We start from the raw sequence: 24,529 nt of genomic DNA on the forward strand, positions 1-24,529 counted from the left end.
ACGGTAGCACATCGCCGCCAGCGCCGGTTTATTGACTCAGGCCGGTTTGGCCTGGGCAATCACTTCTTCCAGGCGTTCTTTTTCTGCCTTCTCGATGTCTTCCTCGCTGATCATCTCGGCGATTTCACGCAGGCGCTCCACCACCCGGGCATTGACGCTGCCCTCGGTGAACACCCCCTGGTCATCGAGCACACCGGCCTCCTCGCCCACCAGCAGGCTCAGCGCCTCATCGGCCTGGCTGACTGCGTAGACGTGGAAGATGCCGTTCTCCACGGCCTGCAGCACACGCTCGTCGAGCATCAGGGTGGCCACGTTGGCACGCGGGATGATCACCCCCTGCTCGCCGGTCAGGCCACGCGCCTCGCACAGGCGGAAGAAGCCCTCGATCTTCTCGTTCACCCCACCCACCGCCTGCACTTCACCAAACTGGTTGATGGAACCGGTAATGGCGAAGCACTGCTTGAGCGGCGTGCGCGACAAGGCCGAGATCAGCGTGCAGGCTTCGCCCAGCGAGGCGCTGTCACCGTCCACATAACCGTAGGACTGCTCCAGCGCGATGCTCGCGGAGATCGCCAGCGGGAATTCCTGGGCATAGCGGCTGCCCAGGTACCCGGTGAGGATCATCACACCCTTGGAGTGAATCGGCTGGCCAAGGTTGACCTCGCGCTCGATGTCGACGATGCCGCTGCCACCCGGGTACACGGTGGCAGAGATACGCGCCGGCATACCGAACGCCGAGTCGCCCACTTCCAGCACGGTCAGGCCGTTGCACTTGCCGATGGCCGCCCCTTCGGTGTCGATCAGGATGATGCCGGCCAGCATGTCGTCCAGCACCCGCTGCGAAACGCGCCCGGTACGGGTGGCCTTGGCCTTGAGCGCACGTTCGATGTGCCCGGCGTCGGTCATTTCGTCACTGGCCAGCTGACGGATGAAATCGGCTTCGCTGACCAGCTGGAACAGGTCGCCGATACGCGCAGACAGGCGTGACTGGTTTTCTGCCAGGCGGGCGCTGTAGGTGGCCAGGCGCGCTACCGCGTCACTGGTCAACGGCGCCATGCCCTCTTCGTTGGTACGGGTACGCAACAACTGGGCGAACTGCTCCAGGTTCTCATCGACCATGGGCATGTCTTCGTCGAAGTCCACCAGCACCCGGAACATCTCCTGGAAGTCCGAGTCGTGGTCCTGCAGTGCGTAGTACAGCTGGCGCGAGCCGATGATCACCAGTTTCACGTTCAGCGGAATCATCTGCGGCTGAAGGCTGACGCTGGCCACACGGCCCAGCTCACCGATCGGTGACTCCATCTTCAGCTTGCGCGACTGCAGCGCACGCTTGAGCGCATCCCACACGAACGGCTCGCCGAGCATTTTCTCGGCTTCAAGGATCAGGAAACCGCCGTTGGCACGGTGCAACGCGCCTGGGCGCAGCTGGCGATACGAGGTGTACAGCGCGCCCTGGTCGGTGCTGTACTCGATGCGGCCGAACAGGTTGTCGTAAGTCGGGTGCGGCTCGAACACCACTGGCGCGCCACCGGCGGCATGGTGGCCGACCACCAGGCTTGGGGCGTACTGCTCTTCCAGCAGCTTGCGCGCGGCGGCGTCGGTCTTGCTGTCGTCGACCAGTTGCTCGACCACGGTGCGCAGCAGGTTCAGCTGCACCGACTGCAGGTAGGCGCACACCGCTGCGTTCTCGGCGTACTTTTCCGACAGCGGCGCCAGCAAGGGCTGCAAGGCCAGGGTGATGGTTTCTTCGTTGAGCTGGCGCAGCTGGTTGTTCGACTCGCGCTTCCACTGCGGCAGGCTCGCCAGCTCTTCGTTCAGCTGTTCCTCAAGCAAGGCGATGTCTTCGTGGAACTGCTCGCGCACTGCTTCCGGCAACTGGGCGAACTCGGCTTCGTCCAGCGCCTTGCCCTCCGCCATCGGCGTGAAGGCGACGTTACTGGCATCGCGGTACAACGCCACGTCCTTTTCCAGCGAGGCCCGCTCGATCACATCCAGGGCGCGGTCGTAGCGCTGGTTGAAGGCGCGGTCGATGGCGCCTTTCTTCTGTTGGTACGACGGATGCTCGAACACGGCCGGGAAGGTGGCCAACAGGTTGTCGATCAACCCGCCCATGTCGGCAATGAACGCACCGGCGCTGCCCGACGGCAATTCCAGGGCGCGGGGTTCGCGGGTGTCATCGAAGTGGTTGACGTAGACCCAGTCGGCCGGGGTTTTCTGGCGCTTGCCCTCGGCCTTGAGGTAGCGCTTGACGAACGAGAAGCGCCCGGTGCCGGGCTCGCCCATCACGTATACGTTGTAACCGGGGCGGGGCATGGCCACACCGAACTGCAGGGCCTCGACAGCACGTTCCTGGCCCAGGACTCCGCGAAACGGCTCCAGATCGTCGGTATGGGTAAAGGCAAACTGCTCGGGGGAGAAACGCCGGGTCAGGGCTTCAGGCGCGAGACGCAGGCGCGCAGCGACAGGATCGGGCATTGGGTTTCCTTACTTCGGCGGGCAGATGAACAGCATTCTGGCGCTGCCCCAACGCGCCTTGCAAGGCTCTACCGGACTTTATATCGCGGCAGGTCGCAGCCAGTGCAGGTCATGCAACAGCAAATTTTTCGCAATCAACAACGCAACCTTTAGATCGTGCCTAAACTCCAAGCTGCGCGGGTGGGTGAAATGCTTTCCCGACCTGGCAACCGAGTTGCCAGAAACCCTGACCCTTGGTTAAGACAAAGAGAACAAATGCTATGAAACGGATTCTTCTGGGTACTCTGTTCACCGTGGTCTCGCTCAACGCCATGGCCGAAGCGCCTGGCGGCCCGAACTGCGGCTGGGGCAACATGCTGTTCGAAGGCCAGCGCGGCACTCCGGCACACTTCCTGGCTTCTACCACCAACGGCACTTCCGGCAACGCCACCTTCGGCATGACCTCCGGCACCAACGGCTGCTCCACCAAGGCTTCGCTGACCTACGGCGGCAAGTCCTGGTTTGCCATGAACGGCATGATGAACGAGCTTTCCGAAGACATGGCCATGGGCCAGGGTGAAGCACTGACCACCTATGCCGTGGTCCTCGGTGTGGCCCCGGAAGACCGTGGCTACTTCGAGTCGGTCGCCCACCAGCACTTCAACCAGATCTTCACCAGCGCCGACGTCACGGCTGAAACTGTCCACAGCAACACCCTGGCCGTTCTGAAGAGCGACCCACGCCTGGCCAAGTACGCTACCGAGGCCTAAGCGCAGCTGCTCCCGCCCCTCCCCCGGGGCGGGTTTCGCCTTTTTCGGCATCGTCAAGAAGTAGTTGCCCGATATGCTCAAACGCCTCGTTTCCCTGGCGCTGTGTGCCTGCGCCCCTGTTCATGCCGCGCCCGTGCTGGACCAAGGCCGTCTCCAGCAACTGGCCAACACCCCTTACTGGCTCGCCATTGGTCACTACGAAACCGCCAAGCTCGGTGGCTGGCGCAGCTATGTGGACGACGATGCGTTCTTCCTTGCCAAGGACGGTGCGCACCACCCCGACCAAGAGCTGCAAGCCACGGTCGAAGCGCTGTATGCCCCGGCCAGCCTCGGCGACAAGCACGCCCAATGTGTATTCCCCGCCCGCACCCGCTGGCTGCGCGAACAGCTTGACCTGCAAGGCTTGCCGCAACCGGACTGCCAGGAGTTCAAGACCTGGTACAAGTCGATCGACCCGCACAGCGCCGCGTTGATCTTTCCGGCGGCCTACCTGAACAGCCCGTCGTCGATGTTCGGCCACACCCTGCTGCGCATCGACCAGTCCAGCACGCGCAACGACGACACCACCCTGCTGAGCTATGCGATCAACTTCGGCGCCTACATCGAAGGCAGTGACAACAGCATCCTGTACGCCTGGAAGGGCCTGATGGGCGGCTACCCAGGGCTGTTCGCGCTGATGCCCTACCAGGAAAAACTGTCCGAATACCGCAGCCTGGAAAACCGCGACCTGTGGGAATACCAGCTGGACCTCACCCCCGAAGAAACCGGGCGCATGGTCGAGCATGTGTGGGAGTTGAAGCAGATCCAGTTCGACTACTTCTTCTTCGACGAAAACTGCTCGTATCGCCTGCTGGAGCTGCTGCAAGTGGCCCGGCCGAGCCTGGACCTGACCTCGCAGTTCCCGCTGACCGCCATCCCGACCGATACGGTGAAGGCCGTGAAGCAGTCCGGCCTGGTCGCCAGCGAAACCTACCGCCCCTCACGCGAACGTGAACTGCTGGCCCGGGCAGAGCCACTGGACCACGACGAAAAGCGTCAGGTGCTGGCCGTGAGCGCCGACACCGCACAGTTGCAGAGCCCTGATTTCAAGGCCCTGCCCCGCGAACGCCAGGCGTTGATACAAGACGCCGCCTATCGCCTGGAGCGCTACCGGGCCAATGGCCAGGAACGCGACCCCGGGCAGGCGACACGCAGCTTCGAGCTGCTGCGGGCGATCAACAGCAACCCGCCGCCGCCCTTGCAGATCGAGCGCCCCGGCCTGCCCGAAGACGGCCACGACTCGCGCACCTGGCAGCTGGGCGTGGGCACACGCGAAGACCGCGCCTACGCCGAGTACGGCCTGCGCATGGCCTACCACGACCTGAACGACAATGCCTACGGCTTCCCGCTGGGGGCACAAATCGAGATCCTGCAGCTGAAGGTGCGCCAGTACGAGGGTAATGACTGGCAGGTTCAGCGCCTGGACCTGGCCACCATTCGCTCGCTGACACCCCGTAACGAACTGCTCAAACCCTGGTCGTGGCAAGTGGCCGGCGGCCTGGAGCGGGTGCCGGGCAAGCATGATGACGAAGTGCTGGTAAGCCACGTGAACGGCGGCGCCGGTGGCACCTGGCAACTGGCCGACGGGTTGCTGGGGTTTGCCCTGGGTACGGTGCGGGTCGAGCATCACAACGACTTCGCACAGTTCATTGCCCCGGCGGCGGGGTTCAATGGCGGGCTGCTGTGGCGCAACGGCTTGGGCAACCTGACGCTGGAGGCCAAAGGTGACTACTTCACCAATGGCGAAGTGCGGCGCAGTGTGAGCCTGAACCAGCAGTGGGAGATCAGCCAGAACCTGGGGCTGCGGCTGAGTGCCTCGCGCGAGTTCAGCCACCTGGCTACGGCGCAGAACGAGGTGATGCTGGAGCTGAAGTGGTATCACTACTGAGCTCTGTCGGCTGCCTGTACCGGCCCCATCGCCGGCAAGCCAGCTCCCACAGAGTATCTGCAGACTTCAAGGCCTGTGCAGTACCTGTGGGAGCTGGCTTGCCGGCGATAGGGCCGGTACAGGCGAGTGGGTGATCCTAACCAACTCTTTGACACTGTTTTGACACCTCCCCGACAAATCGCCACCTAGACTTCCCCCTATCAACGGGAGGGTCTGGTGGTTATGTCGCGGTACTGGTTCGGCGTGTGCATTGCGTTGTTGCTGTCAGGTTGCGAAACCACCCACGAGCAGATGCTCAACCATGGTTATCCCCCTGCCTATGCCGATGGCTTTCAGGACGGCTGCAGCAGCGGCCGCCAGGCGGCCGGGCTGATGGTGGGCGGGTTCAGCAAGAACGTGCCGCGCTACCTGCACGAGCGCCAGTACGAAACCGGCTGGGACGATGGCTTCCGCCAGTGCCACTCCATGCAGAACAGTGAAGAACAGCGCGAGTACCACGAGCGCTTCTGGGACCAGCGCGACCGCGAGTGGGAGCAGGAAAAGGACCGTGGCGCCGCCAAGGCTTATCGTCACAACTGAGTCGCAATCGGACATCCCTTGAAACCGGCGGCCTGCCATGATGGTCTCCTGCACAAGGAGGCCCTGCATGAGCCGAGCATTCGTCAACGAAGACCAGGCTGCCGCCCAGGCCGACCAGCCGGTCGAGCGACGCGTCAGCGAACAACCCAACTACGTCACCGCCAACGGCCTGCGCCAGCTGCAGGCCCGCGCGGCCGAGCTGAATGCCTTGCGCAGCGAGCTGCAGGCGCAGGGCGAGCGTGGCGACAAGCAACGGCTGGCCGATGCCGAACGGGACCTGCGTTACTTCAATGCGCGGGTGCAGAGTGCACAGGTGGTGCCGGCAGCGACTTCACGCAGCAAGGTGCAGATTGGTAGCCGGGTGCGGTTTGTCGATGTGCAGGACCAGGAGCAGGTGGTGCAGCTGGTGGGCGAGGATGAAGCGGATGCCGGGCGGGGGTTGATCAACTGGGGGTCGCCGCTTGGGCGAGCGTTGTTGGGCGCGGGGGCTGGGGATGAAGTGGTTTGGCGGCGGCCGGTGGGGGATCAGGTGATCGAAGTGGTCGAGATCGAGGGAGAAGATTGAGGGCCCTGGGGGCTGCTTTGCAGCCCATTCGCGGCACAAGGCCGCTCCTACAGGATTGCTCCATCACTCAGGTTGTCGCGGTCCCCTGTAGGAGCGGCCTTGTGCCGCGAAAGGGCCGCAAAGCGGCCCCAGCGATCTCGAATCAGACGACGCCCTGAGCCAACATGGCATCAGCCACTTTCACAAAGCCTGCGATGTTCGCACCTTTGACGTAGTTGATACGCCCATCCGCCTCTTCACCGTAATGCACGCAAGCATGGTGAATCGACTGCATGATGTTGTGCAGCTTGCTGTCCACTTCACCGGCAGTCCACAGCAGGCGCATGGCGTTCTGCGACATTTCCAGGCCCGACACGGCTACGCCGCCGGCGTTGGAGGCTTTGCCCGGGGCATACAGGATGCCGGCGTCCAGGAAGATATCCACAGCTTCGAGCGTGGTCGGCATGTTGGCGCCTTCGGCCACGCAGATGCAGCCATTGCGCAGCAGGGTGCGGGCGTCTTCGGCGCCCAGCTCGTTCTGCGTGGCGCACGGCAGGGCGATGTCGCACGGCAGGCTCCACGGGGTCTGGCCCTTGCGGAACTCAAGGCCGTACTGGCCGGCCAGCTCGCTCAGGCGGCCACGCTTGACGTTCTTCAGCTCCATCAACGCGTCCCACTGGGCATCGGTCAGGCCGGCTTCGGCGTACAGGGTGCCTTCGGAGTCGGACAGCGAGATCACCTTGCCGCCCAGGTCCATCACTTTGCGCGCCGCATACTGGGCCACGTTGCCCGACCCGGAAACCGCCACGCGGCGGCCGTCGATACGCTTGTCCTGGCGCTTGAGCATTTCTTCGGCGAAGTACACACAGCCGAAGCCGGTAGCTTCCGGGCGAATCAGGCTGCCGCCGTAGGTCATGCCTTTACCGGTCAGCACCGAGGTGAACTGGTTGGCCAGGCGCTTGTACTGGCCAAACATGAAGCCGATTTCGCGGGCACCCACGCCGATGTCACCGGCCGGTACGTCGCAGTCAGCGCCAATGTGGCGGTACAGCTCGCTCATGAAGGCCTGGCAGAAGCGCATCACTTCGGCGTCGCTCTTGCCTTTCGGGTCGAAGTCCGAGCCGCCCTTGCCGCCGCCCATGGGCAGCGAAGTCAGGGAGTTCTTGAACACCTGCTCGAAGGCCAGGAACTTCAGCACGCTGAGGTTCACCGACGGGTGGAAGCGCAGGCCGCCCTTGTACGGGCCGATGGCGCTGTTCATCTGGATACGGTAGCCGCGGTTGACCTGCACCTTGCCCTGGTCATCGACCCAGGACACGCGGAACAGCACCGCGCGCTCAGGCTCGACCATACGCTCGAGAATGCCCGATTGCAGGTAGTGTGGGTTGGCTTCGAGGAATGGCCACAGGGTGCGCAGCACTTCTTCCACCGCCTGGTGGAATTCCGCTTGGCCAGGGTCACGCTGTTGGAGGCGTGCAAGGAAATTGTCGACAGATTCGATCATGGTAGACATCTCACCGAAGTTTTGGACTTATTGGTTTTTTCAGGAATGTACCAAGAAGCAATCGCACTGGAATAGGGCGAAATGTCGTTTTTTTGAAATTATTTGGTGCGTTTTATATAAGTGTATACAAAGCATGCACCTGATCAGCCGTTTTTACCTGGGAGCCAGGCACAAAAATGGGGCCACCAAGGGCCCCATTCCTGTGCATCAGAAAACCGGCTTACTGAGCCAGTTTCTTGTGCCGTACACGGTGCGGCTGGGCAGCAGCATCGCCCAGGCGCTTCTTGCGGTCGGCTTCGTACTCGGTGTAGTTGCCCTCGAAGAACATCACGTTCGAGTCGTCTTCATACGCCAGGATGTGGGTAGCCACACGGTCCAGGAACCAACGGTCGTGGGAAATCACGATCGCGGCGCCCGGGAAGTCCAGCAGGGCTTCTTCCAGCGAACGCAGGGTTTCGACGTCGAGGTCGTTGGACGGTTCGTCGAGCAGCAGGACGTTACCGCCCTCCTTCAGGGTCAGGGCCAGGTGCAGGCGGCCACGCTCACCACCGGACAGGTCCTTGACGAACTTCTGCTGGTCGCCACCCTTGAAGTTGAAGCGGCCAACGTAGGTACGCGACGGGATCTCGTAGTTGCCGATGCGGATCTGGTCGGAACCGTCGGAAATCTGCTGGAACACGGTCTTGGCGCCGTCCAGGTCTTCGCGGCTCTGGTCCACGCAGGCCAGTTGCACGGTTTCACCGATCTCGATGCTGCCCGAGTCCGGCTGTTCCTTGCCCATCAGCATGCGGAACAGGGTCGACTTACCGGCACCGTTACCACCGATCACGCCGACGATGGCGCCTTTTGGCATGGCGAACGACAGGTTGTCGATCAGCACGCGGTCGCCGTAGCCTTTGGAGACGTTCTTGAACTCGATGACCTTGTCGCCCAGGCGCGGGCCAGCCGGGATGTAGATCTCGTTGGTTTCGCTGCGCTTCTGGAATTCCTGCGACTGCATTTCTTCGAAACGCTGCAGACGGGCCTTGGATTTGGACTGGCGAGCCTTGGCGCCTTTGCGCACCCACTCCAGTTCCTCTTTCATGGCCTTCTCGTGGGCGCTCTGCTGCTTGGATTCCTGCGCCAGACGGTCCGACTTGGCTTCCAGCCAGCCCGAGTAGTTGCCTTCGTACGGGATGCCGGCGCCGCGGTCCAGTTCCAGGATCCAGCCTGCGACGTTGTCGAGGAAGTAACGGTCGTGGGTAATGGCTACCACGGTGCCCGGGAAGTCGTGCAGGAAGCGCTCAAGCCACGCCACCGAGTCGGCGTCCAGGTGGTTGGTCGGTTCGTCGAGCAGCAGCATGTCGGGGGCCGACAGCAGCAGGCGGCACAGGGCCACACGGCGCTTCTCACCACCGGACAGATGCTCGATTTTTGCGTCCCAGGCCGGCAGGCGCAGGGCGTCGGCGGCGACGTCCAGCTGGCGCTCCAGGTTGTGGCCATCGGCGGCCTGCAGGATGGCTTCCAGCTTGGCCTGCTCGGCGGCCAGCTTGTCGAAGTCGGCATCCGGGTCGGCGTAGGCGGCGTAGACCTCGTCCAGGCGCGCCTGGGCGTCCTTGATCACGCTGACCGCTTCCTCGACCACTTCACGCACGGTCTTGGTCGGGTCCAGTTGCGGTTCCTGTGGCAGGTAACCGACGTTGATGTCGGGCATCGGACGGGCTTCGCCGTCGAATTCCTTGTCGACGCCCGCCATGATCCGCAGCAGGGTCGATTTACCGGCGCCGTTCAGGCCGAGCACGCCAATCTTGGCGCCCGGGAAGAACGACAGGGAGATGTTCTTGAGAATTTCCCGCTTCGGCGGCACGACCTTGCTCAGCCGATGCATGGTGTAGACGTATTGAGCCAAAACCAAGCCCTCTAATTCAGATAGGTAAAGACATCGACGATCGCCCCGGCACGGGGCCAGGGGATGTGTGTTCGGGTGTCATTGGACAAAGACGACCATTCTACGCCAACGCGCGGCGTTGCATAGGAGGGGCCGAGGGTGGGGTGGGATCGGTGTTGTCCGTGGGAGGAATCTGCTGCCTGTGCCGGCCCTTTCGCGGCTAAAGCCGCTCCCACAGGGGTATCACTGCCTTCAAGGGCAATGCAGTACCTGTGGGAGCGGCTTTAGCCGCGAAAGGGCCAGTACAGCAAGCCCGGAAGGCTCAGACCTTACGCTGCTTGCCCTTGCCCCGCGGCAACCGGCAACGGTCGCCCTGCTCGGCCAGGCGCGCGGCCCAGGCGGCCTTCACGCTGAAGCCACCGCTGCGGGCAGGTTGCGGCTCGGCCACGTTGGCCACATTGGCCGGTTTGGCAGCCGCAGGCACAGTGCCGACCACCTTGGCAGCAGGCTTGGCCGCCGCCACTGCCGGCGTTGGTGCTGCTGCCGCCTTGGCGGTCTTGCGCAGTTCAGCCAGCGATGGTGCTTTGCTCTTGGCGCTGGTGGCAGCGTCAGGTTTGACCAGCGAGCGCTGGCAAGACTTGCAGGATACGTCCTCGGTCACGGCAGTGCTGACAAGGGTCTGACTGCTGCGCCCACAGGCGGAATCGAGGCCATTGGAGGAAAAGTGAGTAACCAAAACCGAACATCTCCGATGCGTTGTCATGTATAGCGGGCGCTATTCTCGCACAGGTCGCAGGGGCTTGCCGAACCACCGGGCGACCTCCATCGGTCAACATGGCTGGCACTTTGCCATAATCCTAGGCATGCTAGCCGGTTTCAGGTGTCCGGCCTTATAGTGCGCCACCGTTGTGCGCCAACCAGACACCGGCACACACCGTGCATGATCCTTCCCTGCCATCGCCAGCCCAATCGCAGGATCAACGCTTGACCAACCTTAATCATCCGTCGACATTGCGTACCGCGCCCCAGGCGCCCGCCGCTACCCTGCGCGGGTCGGTCAAGGGTGCGCTGGCGATGCTGGCCCTGATCCTGCTGGGCCTGCTGCTGTGGCAGCTTTTTGCCCAGTTCAACCACACCCAGGCCGACCTGCGCAAACAAAGCCTGGACGCCACTGCGGAACTGGCCGACCACCTGGGCCTGAACATGGCGTTCAAGGCGCAGCAGGCGGTAAATGTGTTGCAGCCTTACGTCAATACGCCGACGCCAGCCGCCCTGCCGAGCCTGGTGGATACCTTGCGCGAACGCCTGCCCGCCTTGCAGAGCGTGGCCTGGCTGGACAGCGCCGGACAACTGCGCGCCGACAGCCTGGCCGGCAGCCCCGACCGCCAGTTGCTTGACGAGTTGCTGACGCTGAACCAGGGCCGCCCGTACTTCTTCACCAATTCAGCCGACAACCGCACCCTCTACCTGCTGCTGCGCCAGTCCCCAGAGCAGGACCGTGGCTACTGGCTGCTGCGCCTGTCGGCGGACTACTACAGCACCCTCACCGTCCACCTCGATGGCGCCGGCCACCCCCTGTGGCTGCTGGAAAACAGCCGCAGCGGCGAGGTACTGCAGCGCCACGCGCCGACCGACACCGGCAGCGAGCCGCTACAGAGCGTGATGCTGGCCTTTATCGACAACAGCACCTGGCAACTGCGCGGCCTGTTCGACGCCCAGTTGACCCAACAGAAACTGCTGCCCGCGCTGATCGGCAAGTGCCTGCTGGTGCTGTTCTGCGCCCTGCTGCCGGTACTGGCCCTGATCAACATGCGCCGCCGCCAGCGCGCGCTGCAAGAAGACCGCCGGCGCTACCAGGAAATTTTCGAAGGCACCGGCGTGGCCCTGTGTGTGCTCGACCTGTCCAGCCTGCCCGGCCAGCTCGACCGCTACCACCTGCGCAACCGCGCCGCGCTCAAACACAGCCTGGCCCTGGACCCTAACCTGCGCCGCTCGCTGCTGCTGGAGCTGAAAATCACCGAGGTCAACCAGGTGGCGCGCCAGTTGCTGAACATCGAGTGCCACGAAGGTGCCTGGCAGCGGCTGATTGACGGCACTGGCGATGGCCGCGACAGCGTCGGTATGCAACTGATCGACGCGCTGATCGAACAACGCCCGCTGCTGGAGCTGGAAGTACGCCTGCCGGCGCCACTGGGCGGCGAGTTGCACCTGTGGCTGATGGCCCGCATGCCGCAGCAGCGCCGCGACTACCAGGCGGTGATCCTCAGCATCAGCGACATCACCAGCCGCAAGCAGGTGGAGCTGTCGTTGCTGGAGCGCGAAAGCTTCTGGTCGGACGTGGTGCGCACCGTCCCTGACCAGCTGTACGTGCAGGACGTGCTCAGCCAACGGATGATCTTCAGCAATCGCCACCTGGGCCAGACCCTGGGTTACGACCGCACCGAGCTGGCGCAGATGGGCGACCGCTTCTGGGAGTTACTGTTGCACCCCGAAGACGCCGCGCACTATCAGGCCCTGCGCCAGCAACAGCGCGACAGCGGCCATGACCAACCGCTGCACTGCCAGTTGCGCTTCCGCCACCGTGATGGCGGCTGGCGCTGCTATGACATCCGCGAGCAGGTGCTGACCCGTGACGCCGAAGGCCTGGTTACACGCATCATCGGCGTGGGCAAGGACGTGACGGTGCAGATCGAGGCCAGCCAGTCGCTGCGTGACAGCGAACAGCGCTACCGCATGCTCGCCGAAAGCATCAGCGACGTGATCTTCTCCACCGACAGCCTGCTCAAGCTCAACTATGTCAGCCCTTCGGTGCAGAGCGTGCTGGGCTACCAGGCCGACTGGATCTTCGCCAACGGTTGGCAGTCGATCATCGCCAACCCGGCCCAGCTCACCGGCATCTACAGCCTGATGGAGCGCGTCAGCAAGGCCATGGGCGACCCGGTTCAACTGGCCCAGCTGCGCAGCCAGCTGCCGACCCAGCTGTTCGTGTTCGACTGCCTGCGCGGCGATGGCCGCAAGATCCCCATCGAACTGCGCCTGGTGCTGGTGTGGGACGATGACCAGCGCTTTGAAGGCGTGCTTGGGGTAGGCCGTGACATCAGCCAGCAACGCCGTGCGGAAAAAGACCTGCGCATGGCCGCGACGGTATTCGAGCATTCCACTTCGGCCATTCTCATCACCGACCCGGCCGGCTATATCGTGCAGGCCAACGAGGCGTTCAGCCGCGTCAGTGGTTATGCCGTCAGTGAGGTGCTCGACCAGTTGCCGGGCATGCTCACCGTCGACGAACAGCAGGAAGGCCACCTGCGCTATGTGGTCAAGCAACTGCACCAGCGCGGCAGCTGGGAGGGCGAGGTGTGGCTCAAGCGCCGTGACGGCGACCACTACCCGGCCTGGGTCGGCATTACCGCGGTACTGGACGACGAAGGCGACCTGGCCAGCTACGTGTGCTTCTTCACCGACATCAGCGAGCGCAAGGCCAGCGAACAGCGCATCCACCGCCTGGCCTACTACGACGCCCTCACCCACCTGCCCAACCGCACGCTGTTCCAGGACCGCCTGTACAACGCCCTGCAGCAGGCCGAGCGGCAGAAGGCATGGGTGGTGCTGATGTTCCTCGACCTCGACCGCTTCAAGCCAATCAACGACTCCCTCGGCCATGCCGCTGGCGACCGCATGCTCAAGGACATGGCCCTGCGCCTGCTGGCCTGCGTGGATGACGACGACACCGTGGCACGCATGGGCGGCGACGAGTTCACCCTGTTGCTGCAACCGCGCCCCAGCCGTGAACTGGCGCTCAACCGCGCCATCCACGTGGCCGAGAACATCCTCGGCAGCCTGGTGCGGCCGTTCGTGCTGGAAAACCGCGAGTTCTTCGTCACCGCCAGTATCGGCATCGCCCTCAGCCCGCAGGATGGCAGCGAGCTGAGCCAGCTGATGAAGAACGCCGACACCGCCATGTACCACGCCAAGGAACGCGGCAAGAACAACTTCCAGTTCTACCAGGCCGAGATGAACGCCAGCGCCCTGGAGCGCCTGGAGCTGGAAAGCGACCTGCGCCACGCCATGGAGCAGAACGAATTCATCCTCTACTACCAGCCGCAGTTCAGCGGCGACGGCAAGCGCCTGACCGGCGCCGAAGCGCTGCTGCGCTGGCGGCACCCGACCCGTGGCCTGGTGCCGCCGGGCGACTTTATCCCGGTGATAGAAGAACTGGGTCTGGTGGTGGACGTGGGCGACTGGGTATTGCGCGAGGCCAGCCGCCAGCTCAAGGCCTGGCACAAAGCCAAGGTGCGGGTGCCGAAGGTGTCGGTGAACATTTCGGCCCGGCAGTTCTCCGACGGCCAGCTGGGCACGCGGATTGCCAACATACTTGAAGAAAGCGGCCTGCCGCCGGCCTGCCTGGAGCTGGAACTGACCGAAAGTATCCTGATGCGCGAGGTGAGCGAGGCGCTGCAGATTCTGGCCAGCCTGAAAAACCTCGGCCTGAGCATTGCGGTGGACGACTTCGGCACCGGCTACTCATCGCTCAACTACCTCAAGCAGTTCCCCATCGACGTGCTGAAGATCGACCGCACCTTCGTCGACGGCCTGCCCGAAGGCGAGCAGGACGCCCAGATTGCCCGGGCGATCATCGCCATGGCCCACAGCCTCAACCTGGCGGTAATCGCCGAGGGCGTGGAAACCCACGAGCAGCTGGAGTTTCTGCGCGAGCATGGCTGCGACGAGGTGCAGGGCTACCTGTTCGGGCGGCCGATGCCGGCGCATCAGTTCGAGGCACAGTTCGCCAACGAGACGCTGTTCATGTTCCATTGACCCGCTGCACATGTCACTGCCGTGACGCGATTACCTGTAGGAGCAGCCTTGTGCTGCGAAGAGGCCGGCATGGCAAAAGAAAAGCTGCACCCGTTATGGCCTCTTCGCAGCACAAGGCTGCTCCTACAGGTCTTGCGAACGACTTCAGATCAGCGCCGTGAAAACGGACTTCTGGGTCAACTCCGGCACCCGCCCAGACCAGACACGGCGCGGGATGCAACATGAGCCCCATTGGTCCGCGACTTGATGCCACTTCATATGCCAGCCGCGAATCAATCGGTTAGAATGCCCACCCAAACTACCCCGATCCTTGAGGACCGCCATGTTCAGCCGTGATTTGACCATTGCCAAGTACGACGCCGAGCTCTTCGAAGCCATGCAGCAAGAAGCCCTGCGCCAGGAAGAGCATATCGAGCTGATCGCTTCGGAAAACTACACCAGCCCGGCAGTCATGGAAGCTCAGGGCTCGGTCCTGACCAACAAGTACGCCGAAGGCTACCCGGGCAAGCGTTACTACGGTGGTTGCGAGTACGTCGACATCGTCGAGCAACTGGCCATCGACCGTGCCAAGGAACTGTTCGGCGCCGATTACGCCAACGTCCAGCCGCACGCTGGTTCCCAGGCCAACGCCGCTGTCTACCTGGCCCTGCTGTCGGCCGGTGACACCATCCTGGGCATGAGCCTGGCCCACGGTGGCCACCTGACCCACGGTGCTTCCGTCAGCTCCTCGGGCAAGCTGTACAACGCCATCCAGTACGGCATCGACGGCAACGGCCTGATCGACTACGACGAAGTCGAGCGCCTGGCTGTCGAGCACAAGCCGAAGATGATCGTTGCCGGCTTCTCGGCCTACTCGCAGGTTCTGGACTTCGCCCGCTTCCGCGCCATCGCCGACAAGGTCGGTGCCTACCTGTTCGTCGACATGGCCCACGTTGCCGGCCTGGTTGCCGCTGGCGTGTACCCGAACCCTGTTCCGTTCGCCGACGTGGTCACCACCACCACCCACAAGACCCTGCGCGGTCCACGTGGCGGCCTGATCCTGGCCCGTGCCAACGCCGACATCGAGAAGAAGCTGAACTCGGCTGTGTTCCCGGGCGCCCAAGGCGGCCCGCTGGAGCACGTGATCGCCGCCAAGGCCATCTGCTTCAAGGAAGCCCTGCAGCCTGAGTTCAAGACTTACCAGCAGCAGGTCGTGAAAAACGCCCAGGCCATGGCCAGCGTATTCATCGAGCGTGGCTTCGATGTGGTGTCCGGTGGCACCCAGAACCACCTGTTCCTGCTGTCGCTGATCAAGCAGGAAATCTCCGGTAAGGACGCTGACGCCGCCCTGGGCAAAGCCTTCATCACCGTCAACAAGAACTCGGTACCGAACGACCCACGTTCGCCGTTCGTCACCTCGGGCCTGCGTTTCGGCACCCCAGCCGTTACCACCCGTGGTTTCAAGGAAGCCGAGTGCAAAGAGCTGGCTGGCTGGATCTGCGACATCCTGGCTGACCTGAACAACGAAGCGGTGATCGACGCCGTACGTGAGAAGGTCAAGGCCATCTGCAAGCAGCTGCCGGTTTACGGCAACTGATTGGCGCCAGCCTGAAGTGAAAAAGCCCGGCCCAGTGCCGGGCTTTTTGGTTTTTCATGAACCCGGTTCGCTGACCTGTCGCGGTCCCTGTGGGAGCGGGTTTACCCGCGAAGAAGGCAACGAGGTGAATGGCACCGGCTACGCCGGTGTTCGCGGGTAATATGCTTGCCTTCAGTACTTGGGCTCAGTCCAAGCTGATTCCCCATTACCAACCACAGGCCACACCTTGACCAGAGAACAACTCGAGACCCACCAGATCCCGATCTACTTCGCTGCCGTGCTCGCAGCCGTCGCCTTCGGCTTGGTGGCCACTGACAGCGCGCGGTATCTGGAAGCCGTGGTCACCCCGGCCATCGCCGTACTGATGTACGCGATGTTTCTGCAAATCCCTTTCCTCGACCTGCGCCAAGGCCTGGGCAATCGCCGCTTCATGGGCGCCCTGCTGCTCGCCAACTTCATTCTTGTGCCGCTGTTGGTCTGGGCCATCACACGCGGATTGGTCGAGCACCCGGCGATTCTCGTCGGTGCCTTGCTGGTGCTGCTTACGCCCTGCATCGATTACGTGGTGGTGTTCACCCACATCGGCAAAGGCGACTCACGCCTGACCCTGGCCGCCACCCCCGTGCTATTGCTGGTGCAATTGGCACTGCTGCCGATCTACCTGGCCCTGATGCTGGGGGACAGCCACAACGTGGCCATCTCCATCACCCCGTTCGTGGAAGCCTTCGTGCTGCTGATCGTGCTGCCCATGCTGCTGGCCGTGCTCACGAGCCTGGGTGCCCGCCGCTCGCGCACAGTCGCGGCCTGGAATGACGCCTTGGCGTGGTTGCCCGTGCCGGCGATGGCCTTGGTACTGGTGGTTGTGATCGCTTCGCAGATTGCCGTGGTGCTGCGTGATATCGACCGCTTGTTGCCGGTGATTCCGGTGTATCTCGGCTTCGCGCTGCTGGCGCCAGCGCTCGGGTTCATTTCGGCGCGGCTGCTGCGCCTGCCGGCCACCGAAGCACGTTCGGTGATGTTCAGCGCATCGACCCGCAATTCACTGGTGGTGCTGCCGCTGGCGCTGGCGTTGCCAGAGCATCTGCGCACCCTGGCGGCAGCTGCGGTGATCACCCAGACGCTGGTGGAGCTGGTGTGCGAGCTGGTTTACGTGCGGGCCATACCTCGCCTGGCCCGCACGTAAGGGGCTCAACTGACCACGTGCAGGTAGTGCAGGTGTCGCTCGTACTGGTCCAGGATGTCGCCAATCACATCTTCGCGGCTCCAGCCCATCACGTCGTAGTCCTGCCCCCCCTCACGCAGATACACCTCGGCGCGGAAATACTTGCGTGCATCGCTGTTATCGTCAGATTCGCGAATGACGAAGCTCGGGGTATTGTACGCACGCGGTCGCACTTCATATTTGAAGCGGCCCTCGCCCGCGTGGGAAAGCTCGAGCGTGACCCGGCCATCGTCGCGTTCATCTACCGTAACCTCGTAGCCTTGCTTGCGCAGCTCCTGGGCCACTTCGTCGCAGGCAGGCTTGACCACATCATTGATAAAGCGGGTAACGTGGGCCCTGCGCGGCATCATGGCAATGTTGCGCAGGCGCCGTTGCCAGCCACCGTGATTCTGTCGGTGCTGGCGCTGGCCAGGCAGCGACTGGGTGCGCAGGCCGCGACGGGTGGCATCCAGGCCCAGGGCCTTGAACAGGCCCCAGATCGCCACCAGCAGGATCACCGCGAATGGCAAGGCACTGGCGATGGTGGCTGCCTGCAGCGCTTTCAGGCCGTTGGCCAGCAGCAAGGCAATGGCAACTGCGCCCATGGTCACCGACCAGAACACCCGCTGCCACAGCGGCGAGTGGCCTTTGCCCGACGAGGCAAGCATGTCTACCACCAGCGCCCCGGAGTCCGCGGAGGTGACGAAGAACACCACCACCATCAGCACCGCCAGCCCCGATACCGTTGTCGACCACGGGAAGTGTTCGAGAAACGCGAATAGCGCAAGCGAACTGTCCTGATCGACCACCGCCGCCAGCTCCTTCACACCCCCGTGCAGGATCATGTGAATGGCGGTGTCGCCGAACACAGTCATCCACAGCAGGGTAAAACCTGCCGGTACGAACAACACGCCGCAGACGAATTCGCGAATGGTGCGGCCACGGGAAATACGCGCGATAAACAGCCCTACGAAAGGCGACCAGGACAGCCACCAGCCCCAGTACAGCAGGGTCCAGCCTCCGATCCAGTCGGTGGGTTCGTAGGCGAACAGGTTGAATGTCTTGTTGACGATATCGGACAGGTAAGCGCCAGTGTTCTGAACATAGGCCTGCAGCAGGAACACAGTCGGGCCAACGACCAGCACGAACAGCATCAAGATCACTGCCAGGCCAAGGTTGAGCTCGGAGAGAATGCGAATGCCTTTATCCAGCCCGCTGGCCACCGACAGCGTGGCAAGGGCGCAGGTGACGGCGATGAGAACAACTTGCACAGTGGTGCTGACGGGTAAACCGAACAGCTGGTGCAGGCCGCTGTTGATCTGCAGCACGCCGTAGCCAAGCGAAGTGGCCACGCCAAACACCGTACCCAGAATGGCAAAGATATCCACAGCATGCCCGATCGGGCCGTAGATGCGCTCGCCAATCAAGGGATACAGCGCCGACCGCAGCGTCAACGGCAGCCCGTTGCGGAAACTGAAGTAAGCCAGGATCAGCGCGACGATGGCGTAGATGGCCCAGGCATGCAGGCCCCAGTGGAAGAACGTGATGTTCATGGCTTCACGTGCTGCCGCGATGGTATTTGGCTCACCGACCGGGGGGCTGATGAAATGCATCACAGGCTCGGCGACGCCGAAGAACATCAGGCCGATACCCATGCCTGCGGAGAACAGCATGGCGAACCAGCTCTTGTTGGGGTAGTCCGGCTCGCTGTGGTCCGGGCCCAGCTTTATATCGCCGTAACGGCTGACCGCCAGGAACACCACGCTGATCAGGACCAACGCCACGGTAAGGATGTAGAACCAGCTGGCGTTGGTGATGATCCATTGCTGCACGTCTTCGAACACACGCTGGGCGTGCTCCTGGAAGACAGTGGCGTACAGCACCAACAGCAGCACCAGAATGGCACTGGTAAAGAAAACGGGCGGGTTGATGGTGCTCCTGCGTTGTTGCTCTGCATTCATAGGCAGTATTACTCCTGGTGTTCAGCGCTGCGCATCACGAAGGAGTGGTCAAGACTCGACCACCCTCGCCGCGTGGTGAATGAGAGATGCCCAAACCTTACCGTCAGTTCAGGCATTTCCCAAAAATAACCGCTGCGCTTTCCCGCCAGACCCGCGCTGGAAGATCAGCCCAGGTTACGTTTGAGCTCGGCAATGTGCTCCGGGCCGATGCCACAGCAGCCACCTACCAGACTGGCGCCGCGCTCGCGCCAGTCGGTGGCCCAGGCCAGGTAACCCGGCGGGTCAAGGTCTTCGCGAAGCTCATCCAGGCCATCGTTGGCGGTGGCTTCCTTCGGCTGCGGCGGGAAGGCATTGGCATAGGCACCGATTGCGATGTCGGCGTTGTGCTGCCGGGTGACCTCGCGGGCGACATCGATTGCAGCGCCAATCACTTCTGGCTGGCTGCAGTTGAACAGCACCGCCGCAGCACCCAGGCCGACCACGGCCTCGATGGCATCGGCTACCGGCTCGCCGGAGCGCAGCCGGGGCACAGCGTCCACCTCTTCATCCTGCAAGGTGAACGACACCCAGAACGGCCGGCCGTCTTCAGGCAGGTGCTGATGGATGGCCCGCACTTCGGCAATCGAGCTTTGGGTTTCTGCCAGCCACAAGTCCACATGAGGGGCCAGGCCTTGCAGCAGTGGCAGCAATACCTCGGCCACGCGCTCAGGCTGGAACAGGTCCGGGCGGTAAGAGCCGAAAAGCGGTGGCAAGGAGCCTGCCACCTTCACCGGGTGCGCAGCGTTATCGGCCGCATGCCGCGCCAGTTGGCCGGCGATGTTGGCCAGTTGCTGCCCTTCCTTGGCAAAGCGCTCCTCGCCGATGTGGAACGGCACCACCGCATAACTGTTGCTGGTGATGACTTGTGCACCGGCGGCGATGAAGGCTGCGTGCACGCCAACCACCGCCTCCGGCGCTTCGCTCAGCGCCAGCGCCGACCACTCCGGCTGCCGGAACGGCGCCCCGCTGCGCTGCAGTTCACGGCCCATGCCGCCGTCGAGAATGACCATCGCTCGTTCTTTCATATAACTTCTCTGAAGGTTCTTATGACTAAAATTCATTAGTTCATTGGTATTTATAACTATTTAATACCCTATCACTCCTTTGCCCAACATATCAGGTATGTACATGCGATTTTCTACCGTGCTCGGTGCGGGCCTCGTGCTGCTCGCCACTGCTTCCCAGGCCTTTGCTGGCACCACGCTGGAGCGGGTTGAATCGCGCAAGGAACTGGTCAACGTGCTGATGGAAAGCTACCCGCCGTTTTCCTTCCTCAACGACCAGAACCAGCTGGACGGTTTTGACGTGGACGTGGCCAAGGCCGTGGCAGACAAGCTCGGCGTCAAGCTGCGTCTGGAAACCCCGTCCTGGGACGTGATTGCCGCTGGCCGCTGGAGCGGCCGCTACGACATCTGCATCTGCTCGATGACCCCGAGCAAGGCCCGCGCCGAAGTGTTCGACTTCCCGGTGGAGTACTACGCCTCACCGGCGGTGATCGTAGTCAATGCCAAGGATGAGCGCATCCATGGCGCCAAGGACCTGGAGGGCCGCAAGGTGGGCCTGACCAGCGCATCGAGCTACGAGAGCTACCTGAACAAGAACCTGGTCATCGAAGGCGCCGAGGACAAGAAGATCGAATACCCCTTCGACTTCGTACAGGCTGCGCCCTACGACACCGACAATGTCGCCTTCCAGGACCTGGGCCTGGGTGCTGGCGTGCGCCTGGATGCCATCCTCACCAACCTGGTGACCGCGCAACCGCGCCTGAACCAGGACCAGCGCTTCAAGCTGGCCGGCGCCCCGCTGTATGAGGAACCGAACTCGGTGGCCATCGAAAAAGGCGACCCCGAGTGGGACGCCAAGGTGCGCCAGGTGTTTGCCGAGCTTAAGGCTGATGGCACCCTGGCCAAGCTGTCGCAAAAATGGATTGGCGCCGATATCAGCAAATGAGCAGCTTCCCTCCCTCCCCCAAGCCCGTGGTCAAGCCCACGGGCGCAGGCCTGTTCAGCTTTCGTACCCGGTTACTGCTGACCTGGCTGGCGCTGTTCGGCCTGTTCATCGCGTTTTTCCTGAGCTTCGACCTGAAGTTCTCGATCATTCTGGAAAAGTTTCCGAACCTCGCCGGCTTAAAGCTGGGGCCCAACGGTTTTCTGCAAGGTGCGGCGCTGACCCTGTTCCTGTGCCTGTGCTCGATGGTTGTCTCGGTGCTGCTGGGCTTTGCCGCCGCGCTGGCGCGGTTGTCGAACAGCGCCGTGCTGGTGGGTATTGCCAGCTTCTACACCTCGTTCTTCCGCGGCACACCGCTGCTGATCCAGATCTTGCTGATTTACCTGGGTCTCCCGCAACTGGGCCTGGTACCCGGCGCCATCAGTGCCGGCATCATCGCGTTGTCGCTGAACTATGGCGCCTACCTGAGCGAGATCTTCCGTGCCGGTATCCTGGGGGTCGCTCGCGGGCAACGTGAAGCAGCCCTGGCCCTGGGCATGCGCACGCGGCAGACCTTCTGCCACATCATCCTGCCCCAGGCCATGCGGGTAATCATTCCGCCAACGGCCAACCAGTTCATCTCGATGCTCAAGGACTCCTCGCTGATTTCCGTGATGGGCGTCTGGGAGGTCATGTTCCTGGCGCAATCCTACGGGCGTTCGAGCTATCGCTACCTGGAGATGCTGACCACAGCGGCGGTGATCTACTGGGTGCTGTCGATCATGCTGGAGCTGGTGCAGGCGCGGCTGGAGCGGCATTTCGGCAAGGCTTATCAGCGGTAGGGGCAGCCTCTGTCGTGCAGGGGCTGCAAGGCCGCCCCTGCACTTTACCCTGCCACTTAGAACCTGGCCCGCAACGCCAGGTTGAAATTGCGCGGCTCGCCATAGAAGTTCCAGTAGTTGGGGTTGCCCAGGGTCTGGTAGTACTTCTTGTCGAACACGTTATCCAGGTTGTACTGCACTTCCAGGTGCTTGTTGATCTCGTAGATCGCATGCAGGTTGGTGAGGTGGTAGGCGTCCTGCTGGATCTTGTAGTCCTTGCCAACCTCGGTCTGGGTCATCGTGCTTTGCGCATAGAAGCTGCCACCTACACGCAACTGGTTGAGCGCACCTGGCAGGCGATAGTCGGTCGCAACCTTGAACAGGTGACGTGGCGTGGCGCCGTTGAAGTCGTCGCCTTTCTGCTCGCCAGCGATGTACTTGGACTGGGTATAGGTGTACCCCGCCGAAACATTCCAGTTCGGCAGCACCTCACCGGTCAATTCCAGCTCGATACCTCTGTTGCGCACCTTGTCGGATGCGCGGTAGCAAGCCCAGGTCTGCGCACAGGTCACCCGCTCGGCACGGCCGGTCTGGTCGGCCTGGAACAGCGCGATGGCGGTTTGCAGGCGTTTGTCCAGGAACTCACCCTTCAAGCCGATCTCGTAGTTGCTGCCCGTCATCGGCAGGAGCGTGGTGCCATCCGGGTCCTGCGCGCTCTGCGGCTTGAAGATTTCGGTGTAGCTGGCGTAGGCCGACCAGTTCTCGTTAAGGTCCTGCACCAGGCCCGCATAAGGGGTGACTTCGCCGCTTTTGGAGAAGTGCTTGTGGTCTGAGGGTTCACGCACGCCATTGGTATCGTCCAGCGAATCGTGGCTGTACCAGCTCAGGCGGCTGCCAAGGATGAACGTGGTGCTGTCGGTGAGGCTGAACCGGCTGGCCACATACACGCCCTTCTGTTCCTGGGTGCGGTTGTATTGCCACTGGTTGACGTTGAGGGCGGTCGGGCTGGGTGGGTCGTACGCTGCCAGGTTGTTCATGTCGATGATGTAGCGGTAGGTGGCATCGCGCCCGCCGTGATAGTCGAAGTCGTCCTTGTTCCAGTTGCCACCCACGATCAGCTCATGCTGGCGGCCCAGCAGCTGGAACGGGCCGGTGAAATAGCCGTCGATGCTGGTCTGCGTATCATCGAAGTGAAAGTGGCGCGGGTTGAGGGTGAACAGGTCGGTGCCACCCCCCGGGTAGGTGTAGTTACCCAGAAAGTCCGACTTGGCCCACATCTGGTTCACGGCCACCACGCCCTTCCAGCCGTTGGCAAAGGTGTGCTGGATATCGGCGAACACGGTGGTATTGCGCTTGTCCAGATGGTTCCAGTCGCCGGTCAGCGAGGTAGAGCGCGAAACCGGGTAGAACGCGCCGCTCTCCTGGCTGGGCAGGCCCGACCAGTCATAGCCGGAGTTGCGGTCTTTCTGGTAGCTAAACCCGAAGGTGGCCAGGGTCGACTCATCCAGGTCGGCCTCGATGATGCCGTAGAACAGCTGGTTTTCTTTCTGGGCAGTGTCCAGGTAGCTGTTGGCGTTGTTGTACGTGATGACCGAGCGGCCTCGCAGGGTGCCGGCTTCGTTCAGCGGTGCAGACAGGTCGACCATGGTCTTGTAGTCGTCCCATGAGCCGACCGAGGTTTCGATCAACGCCTGGCGTTCGGCCGTGGGCCGCTTGCGGACGAGGTTGATGGAAGCCGACGGGTTACCCGCGCCTTCCATCAGGCCGGTGGCGCCCCGCACCACTTCGACGCGGTCGTAGATGTCGGTGTTGGGCTTGGAAATGGTGTCCATCGAGTAGGGGTTGCCGATGTTGGTCGGCACACCGTCAATCTGCAGGTTTTCGACCGTCTGCCCACGGGCCTGGTACAACGAGCGCTCGCTGCCGTTCTTGATGATGGTGATGCCGGTGGCGTTACGCATGACGTCGTCGAGGTTTTTCATGTTCTGGTCATCCATCCGCTGGCGGGTGACCACAGTGACCGACTGCGGCGTTTCGCGCAGGCTCATCGCCAGCTTGGTGGCGGTGGACGAACGCCCGGTAGCGTAGGCCCCAGTGCCCTCCGTCAAGTCGCCCAGGCCCTGACCGGAGATGGTGGTGCTGCCCAGGGTCACGGCCCCGGCTGCGCCCTCGGCCTGACGCACCAGCTGAAATTCCCGCTCGCCCGTGCGCACCGCCTCCACACCGCTGCCAGCCAGCATCTGCGCCAGCGCCTGCTCCACACTGGTGGCGTGCACCCCCTGGCTCTGCTTGTTGGCGGTGAGCGTGGCATCACCGCCGATCAGCAGCCCGGCCTGGCTGGCCAGCAGGTTCAGTTGCCGTGCCAGCGGCCCGGCCGGGATGTCGAACACCACGCCCTGGGCCGCCGCACTGCTGTCGGCCTGGGCGCAAGCTACATGACTGCCAAGGGCAAGGAGAATGGCCAGCGCCAGGGGATGATGGCGTGAGAAAGCAGTGTCGCGAAGCAGCATGAAAGGGGTCCTTCCGTCAGCAGGATGAAGTAGCG

The 24,529-nt window shown here is 62.9% G+C and carries 16 protein-coding genes; 9 read left to right on the forward strand and 7 right to left on the reverse strand.

Going from position 1 to position 24,529, the window contains the following annotated elements; all coding sequences use genetic code 11:
- Positions 1–36 precede the first annotated feature (36 nt).
- Complete coding sequence (locus ABOC32_RS28480; RefSeq protein WP_426809710.1) at positions 37–2,475, reverse strand: Lon protease family protein; 2,439 nt, start codon at positions 2,473–2,475, stop codon at positions 37–39.
- A 260-nt stretch (positions 2,476–2,735) separates the two neighbouring features.
- On the opposite strand from ABOC32_RS28480, the gene ABOC32_RS28485 reads away from it, so the two are divergent.
- The 4 genes from ABOC32_RS28485 to ABOC32_RS28500 all read left to right on the forward strand — a co-directional run bounded on the left by ABOC32_RS28485 (position 2,736) and on the right by ABOC32_RS28500 (position 6,295).
- Complete coding sequence (locus ABOC32_RS28485; RefSeq protein WP_043198774.1) at positions 2,736–3,224, forward strand: DUF3015 domain-containing protein; 489 nt, start codon at positions 2,736–2,738, stop codon at positions 3,222–3,224.
- Between the two features lie 73 nt (positions 3,225–3,297).
- Positions 3,298–5,151 (forward strand): DUF4105 domain-containing protein, encoded by a 1,854-nt coding sequence (locus ABOC32_RS28490; RefSeq protein WP_426809711.1) that lies wholly within the window; start codon positions 3,298–3,300, stop codon positions 5,149–5,151.
- A 222-nt stretch (positions 5,152–5,373) separates the two neighbouring features.
- Positions 5,374–5,730: a hypothetical protein gene (locus tag ABOC32_RS28495; protein WP_426809712.1), complete on the forward strand. Its 357-nt coding sequence runs from the start codon at positions 5,374–5,376 to the stop codon at positions 5,728–5,730.
- A gap of 67 nt (positions 5,731–5,797) precedes the next feature.
- Positions 5,798–6,295: a GreA/GreB family elongation factor gene (locus ABOC32_RS28500; protein WP_426809713.1), complete on the forward strand. Its 498-nt coding sequence runs from the start codon at positions 5,798–5,800 to the stop codon at positions 6,293–6,295.
- A 142-nt stretch (positions 6,296–6,437) separates the two neighbouring features.
- Here ABOC32_RS28500 and gdhA read toward each other — a convergent pair whose 3' ends face one another.
- From gdhA to ABOC32_RS28515, 3 genes are all read right to left on the reverse strand, one after another.
- Positions 6,438–7,778 (reverse strand): NADP-specific glutamate dehydrogenase, encoded by a 1,341-nt coding sequence (gdhA, locus tag ABOC32_RS28505; protein ID WP_426809714.1) that lies wholly within the window; start codon positions 7,776–7,778, stop codon positions 6,438–6,440.
- A 220-nt stretch (positions 7,779–7,998) separates the two neighbouring features.
- Positions 7,999–9,666, reverse strand: coding sequence for an energy-dependent translational throttle protein EttA (ettA, locus tag ABOC32_RS28510; protein ID WP_043203612.1), 1,668 nt, complete (start codon positions 9,664–9,666; stop codon positions 7,999–8,001).
- A gap of 301 nt (positions 9,667–9,967) precedes the next feature.
- Positions 9,968–10,381: a hypothetical protein gene (locus ABOC32_RS28515; protein ID WP_426809715.1), complete on the reverse strand. Its 414-nt coding sequence runs from the start codon at positions 10,379–10,381 to the stop codon at positions 9,968–9,970.
- A 248-nt stretch (positions 10,382–10,629) separates the two neighbouring features.
- Here ABOC32_RS28515 and ABOC32_RS28520 point away from each other — a divergent pair, with 248 nt between their 5' ends.
- The 3 genes from ABOC32_RS28520 to ABOC32_RS28530 all read left to right on the forward strand — a co-directional run bounded on the left by ABOC32_RS28520 (position 10,630) and on the right by ABOC32_RS28530 (position 17,219).
- The gene (locus tag ABOC32_RS28520; RefSeq protein ID WP_426809716.1) at positions 10,630–14,460 is read left to right on the forward strand and encodes a sensor domain-containing protein; all 3,831 of its coding nucleotides are present in this window, start codon (positions 10,630–10,632) and stop codon (positions 14,458–14,460) included.
- A 322-nt stretch (positions 14,461–14,782) separates the two neighbouring features.
- Positions 14,783–16,036 (forward strand): serine hydroxymethyltransferase, encoded by a 1,254-nt coding sequence (glyA, locus tag ABOC32_RS28525; RefSeq protein WP_234229725.1) that lies wholly within the window; start codon positions 14,783–14,785, stop codon positions 16,034–16,036.
- Positions 16,037–16,262: 226 nt separating this feature from the next.
- The gene (locus ABOC32_RS28530; protein ID WP_426809717.1) at positions 16,263–17,219 is read left to right on the forward strand and encodes an arsenic resistance protein; all 957 of its coding nucleotides are present in this window, start codon (positions 16,263–16,265) and stop codon (positions 17,217–17,219) included.
- Positions 17,220–17,224: 5 nt separating this feature from the next.
- On the opposite strand, the gene ABOC32_RS28535 is transcribed toward ABOC32_RS28530, so the two are convergent.
- Entirely contained in the window at positions 17,225–19,198 is a 1,974-nt protein-coding gene (locus ABOC32_RS28535) for a BCCT family transporter (protein WP_426809718.1), read from the reverse strand.
- A gap of 164 nt (positions 19,199–19,362) precedes the next feature.
- Positions 19,363–20,247 carry a homocysteine S-methyltransferase family protein gene (locus ABOC32_RS28540; RefSeq protein ID WP_426811670.1) on the reverse strand — a complete coding sequence of 295 codons (885 nt, stop codon included), beginning with the start codon at positions 20,245–20,247 and terminating at the stop codon, positions 19,363–19,365.
- Between the two features lie 118 nt (positions 20,248–20,365).
- Between ABOC32_RS28540 and ABOC32_RS28545 the strand changes: the two genes are divergently transcribed.
- Both ABOC32_RS28545 and ABOC32_RS28550 read left to right on the forward strand, forming a co-directional pair.
- Positions 20,366–21,187 carry an ABC transporter substrate-binding protein gene (locus ABOC32_RS28545; RefSeq protein ID WP_426809719.1) on the forward strand — a complete coding sequence of 274 codons (822 nt, stop codon included), beginning with the start codon at positions 20,366–20,368 and terminating at the stop codon, positions 21,185–21,187.
- On the forward strand, positions 21,184–22,005 hold the full coding sequence (locus tag ABOC32_RS28550) for an amino acid ABC transporter permease (protein WP_426809720.1): 822 nt from the start codon (positions 21,184–21,186) through the stop codon (positions 22,003–22,005). Before ABOC32_RS28545 ends, ABOC32_RS28550 begins: the two co-directional genes overlap by 4 nt.
- Positions 22,006–22,061: 56 nt before the next feature.
- Here ABOC32_RS28550 and ABOC32_RS28555 read toward each other — a convergent pair whose 3' ends face one another.
- Positions 22,062–24,494: a TonB-dependent siderophore receptor gene (locus ABOC32_RS28555; protein ID WP_426809721.1), complete on the reverse strand. Its 2,433-nt coding sequence runs from the start codon at positions 24,492–24,494 to the stop codon at positions 22,062–22,064.
- Between the last annotated feature and the right edge of the window lie 35 nt (positions 24,495–24,529).

Source organism: Pseudomonas sp. WOUb67 (assembly GCF_050058005.1).
GTDB classification, from domain to species: domain Bacteria; phylum Pseudomonadota; class Gammaproteobacteria; order Pseudomonadales; family Pseudomonadaceae; genus Aquipseudomonas; species Aquipseudomonas putida_R.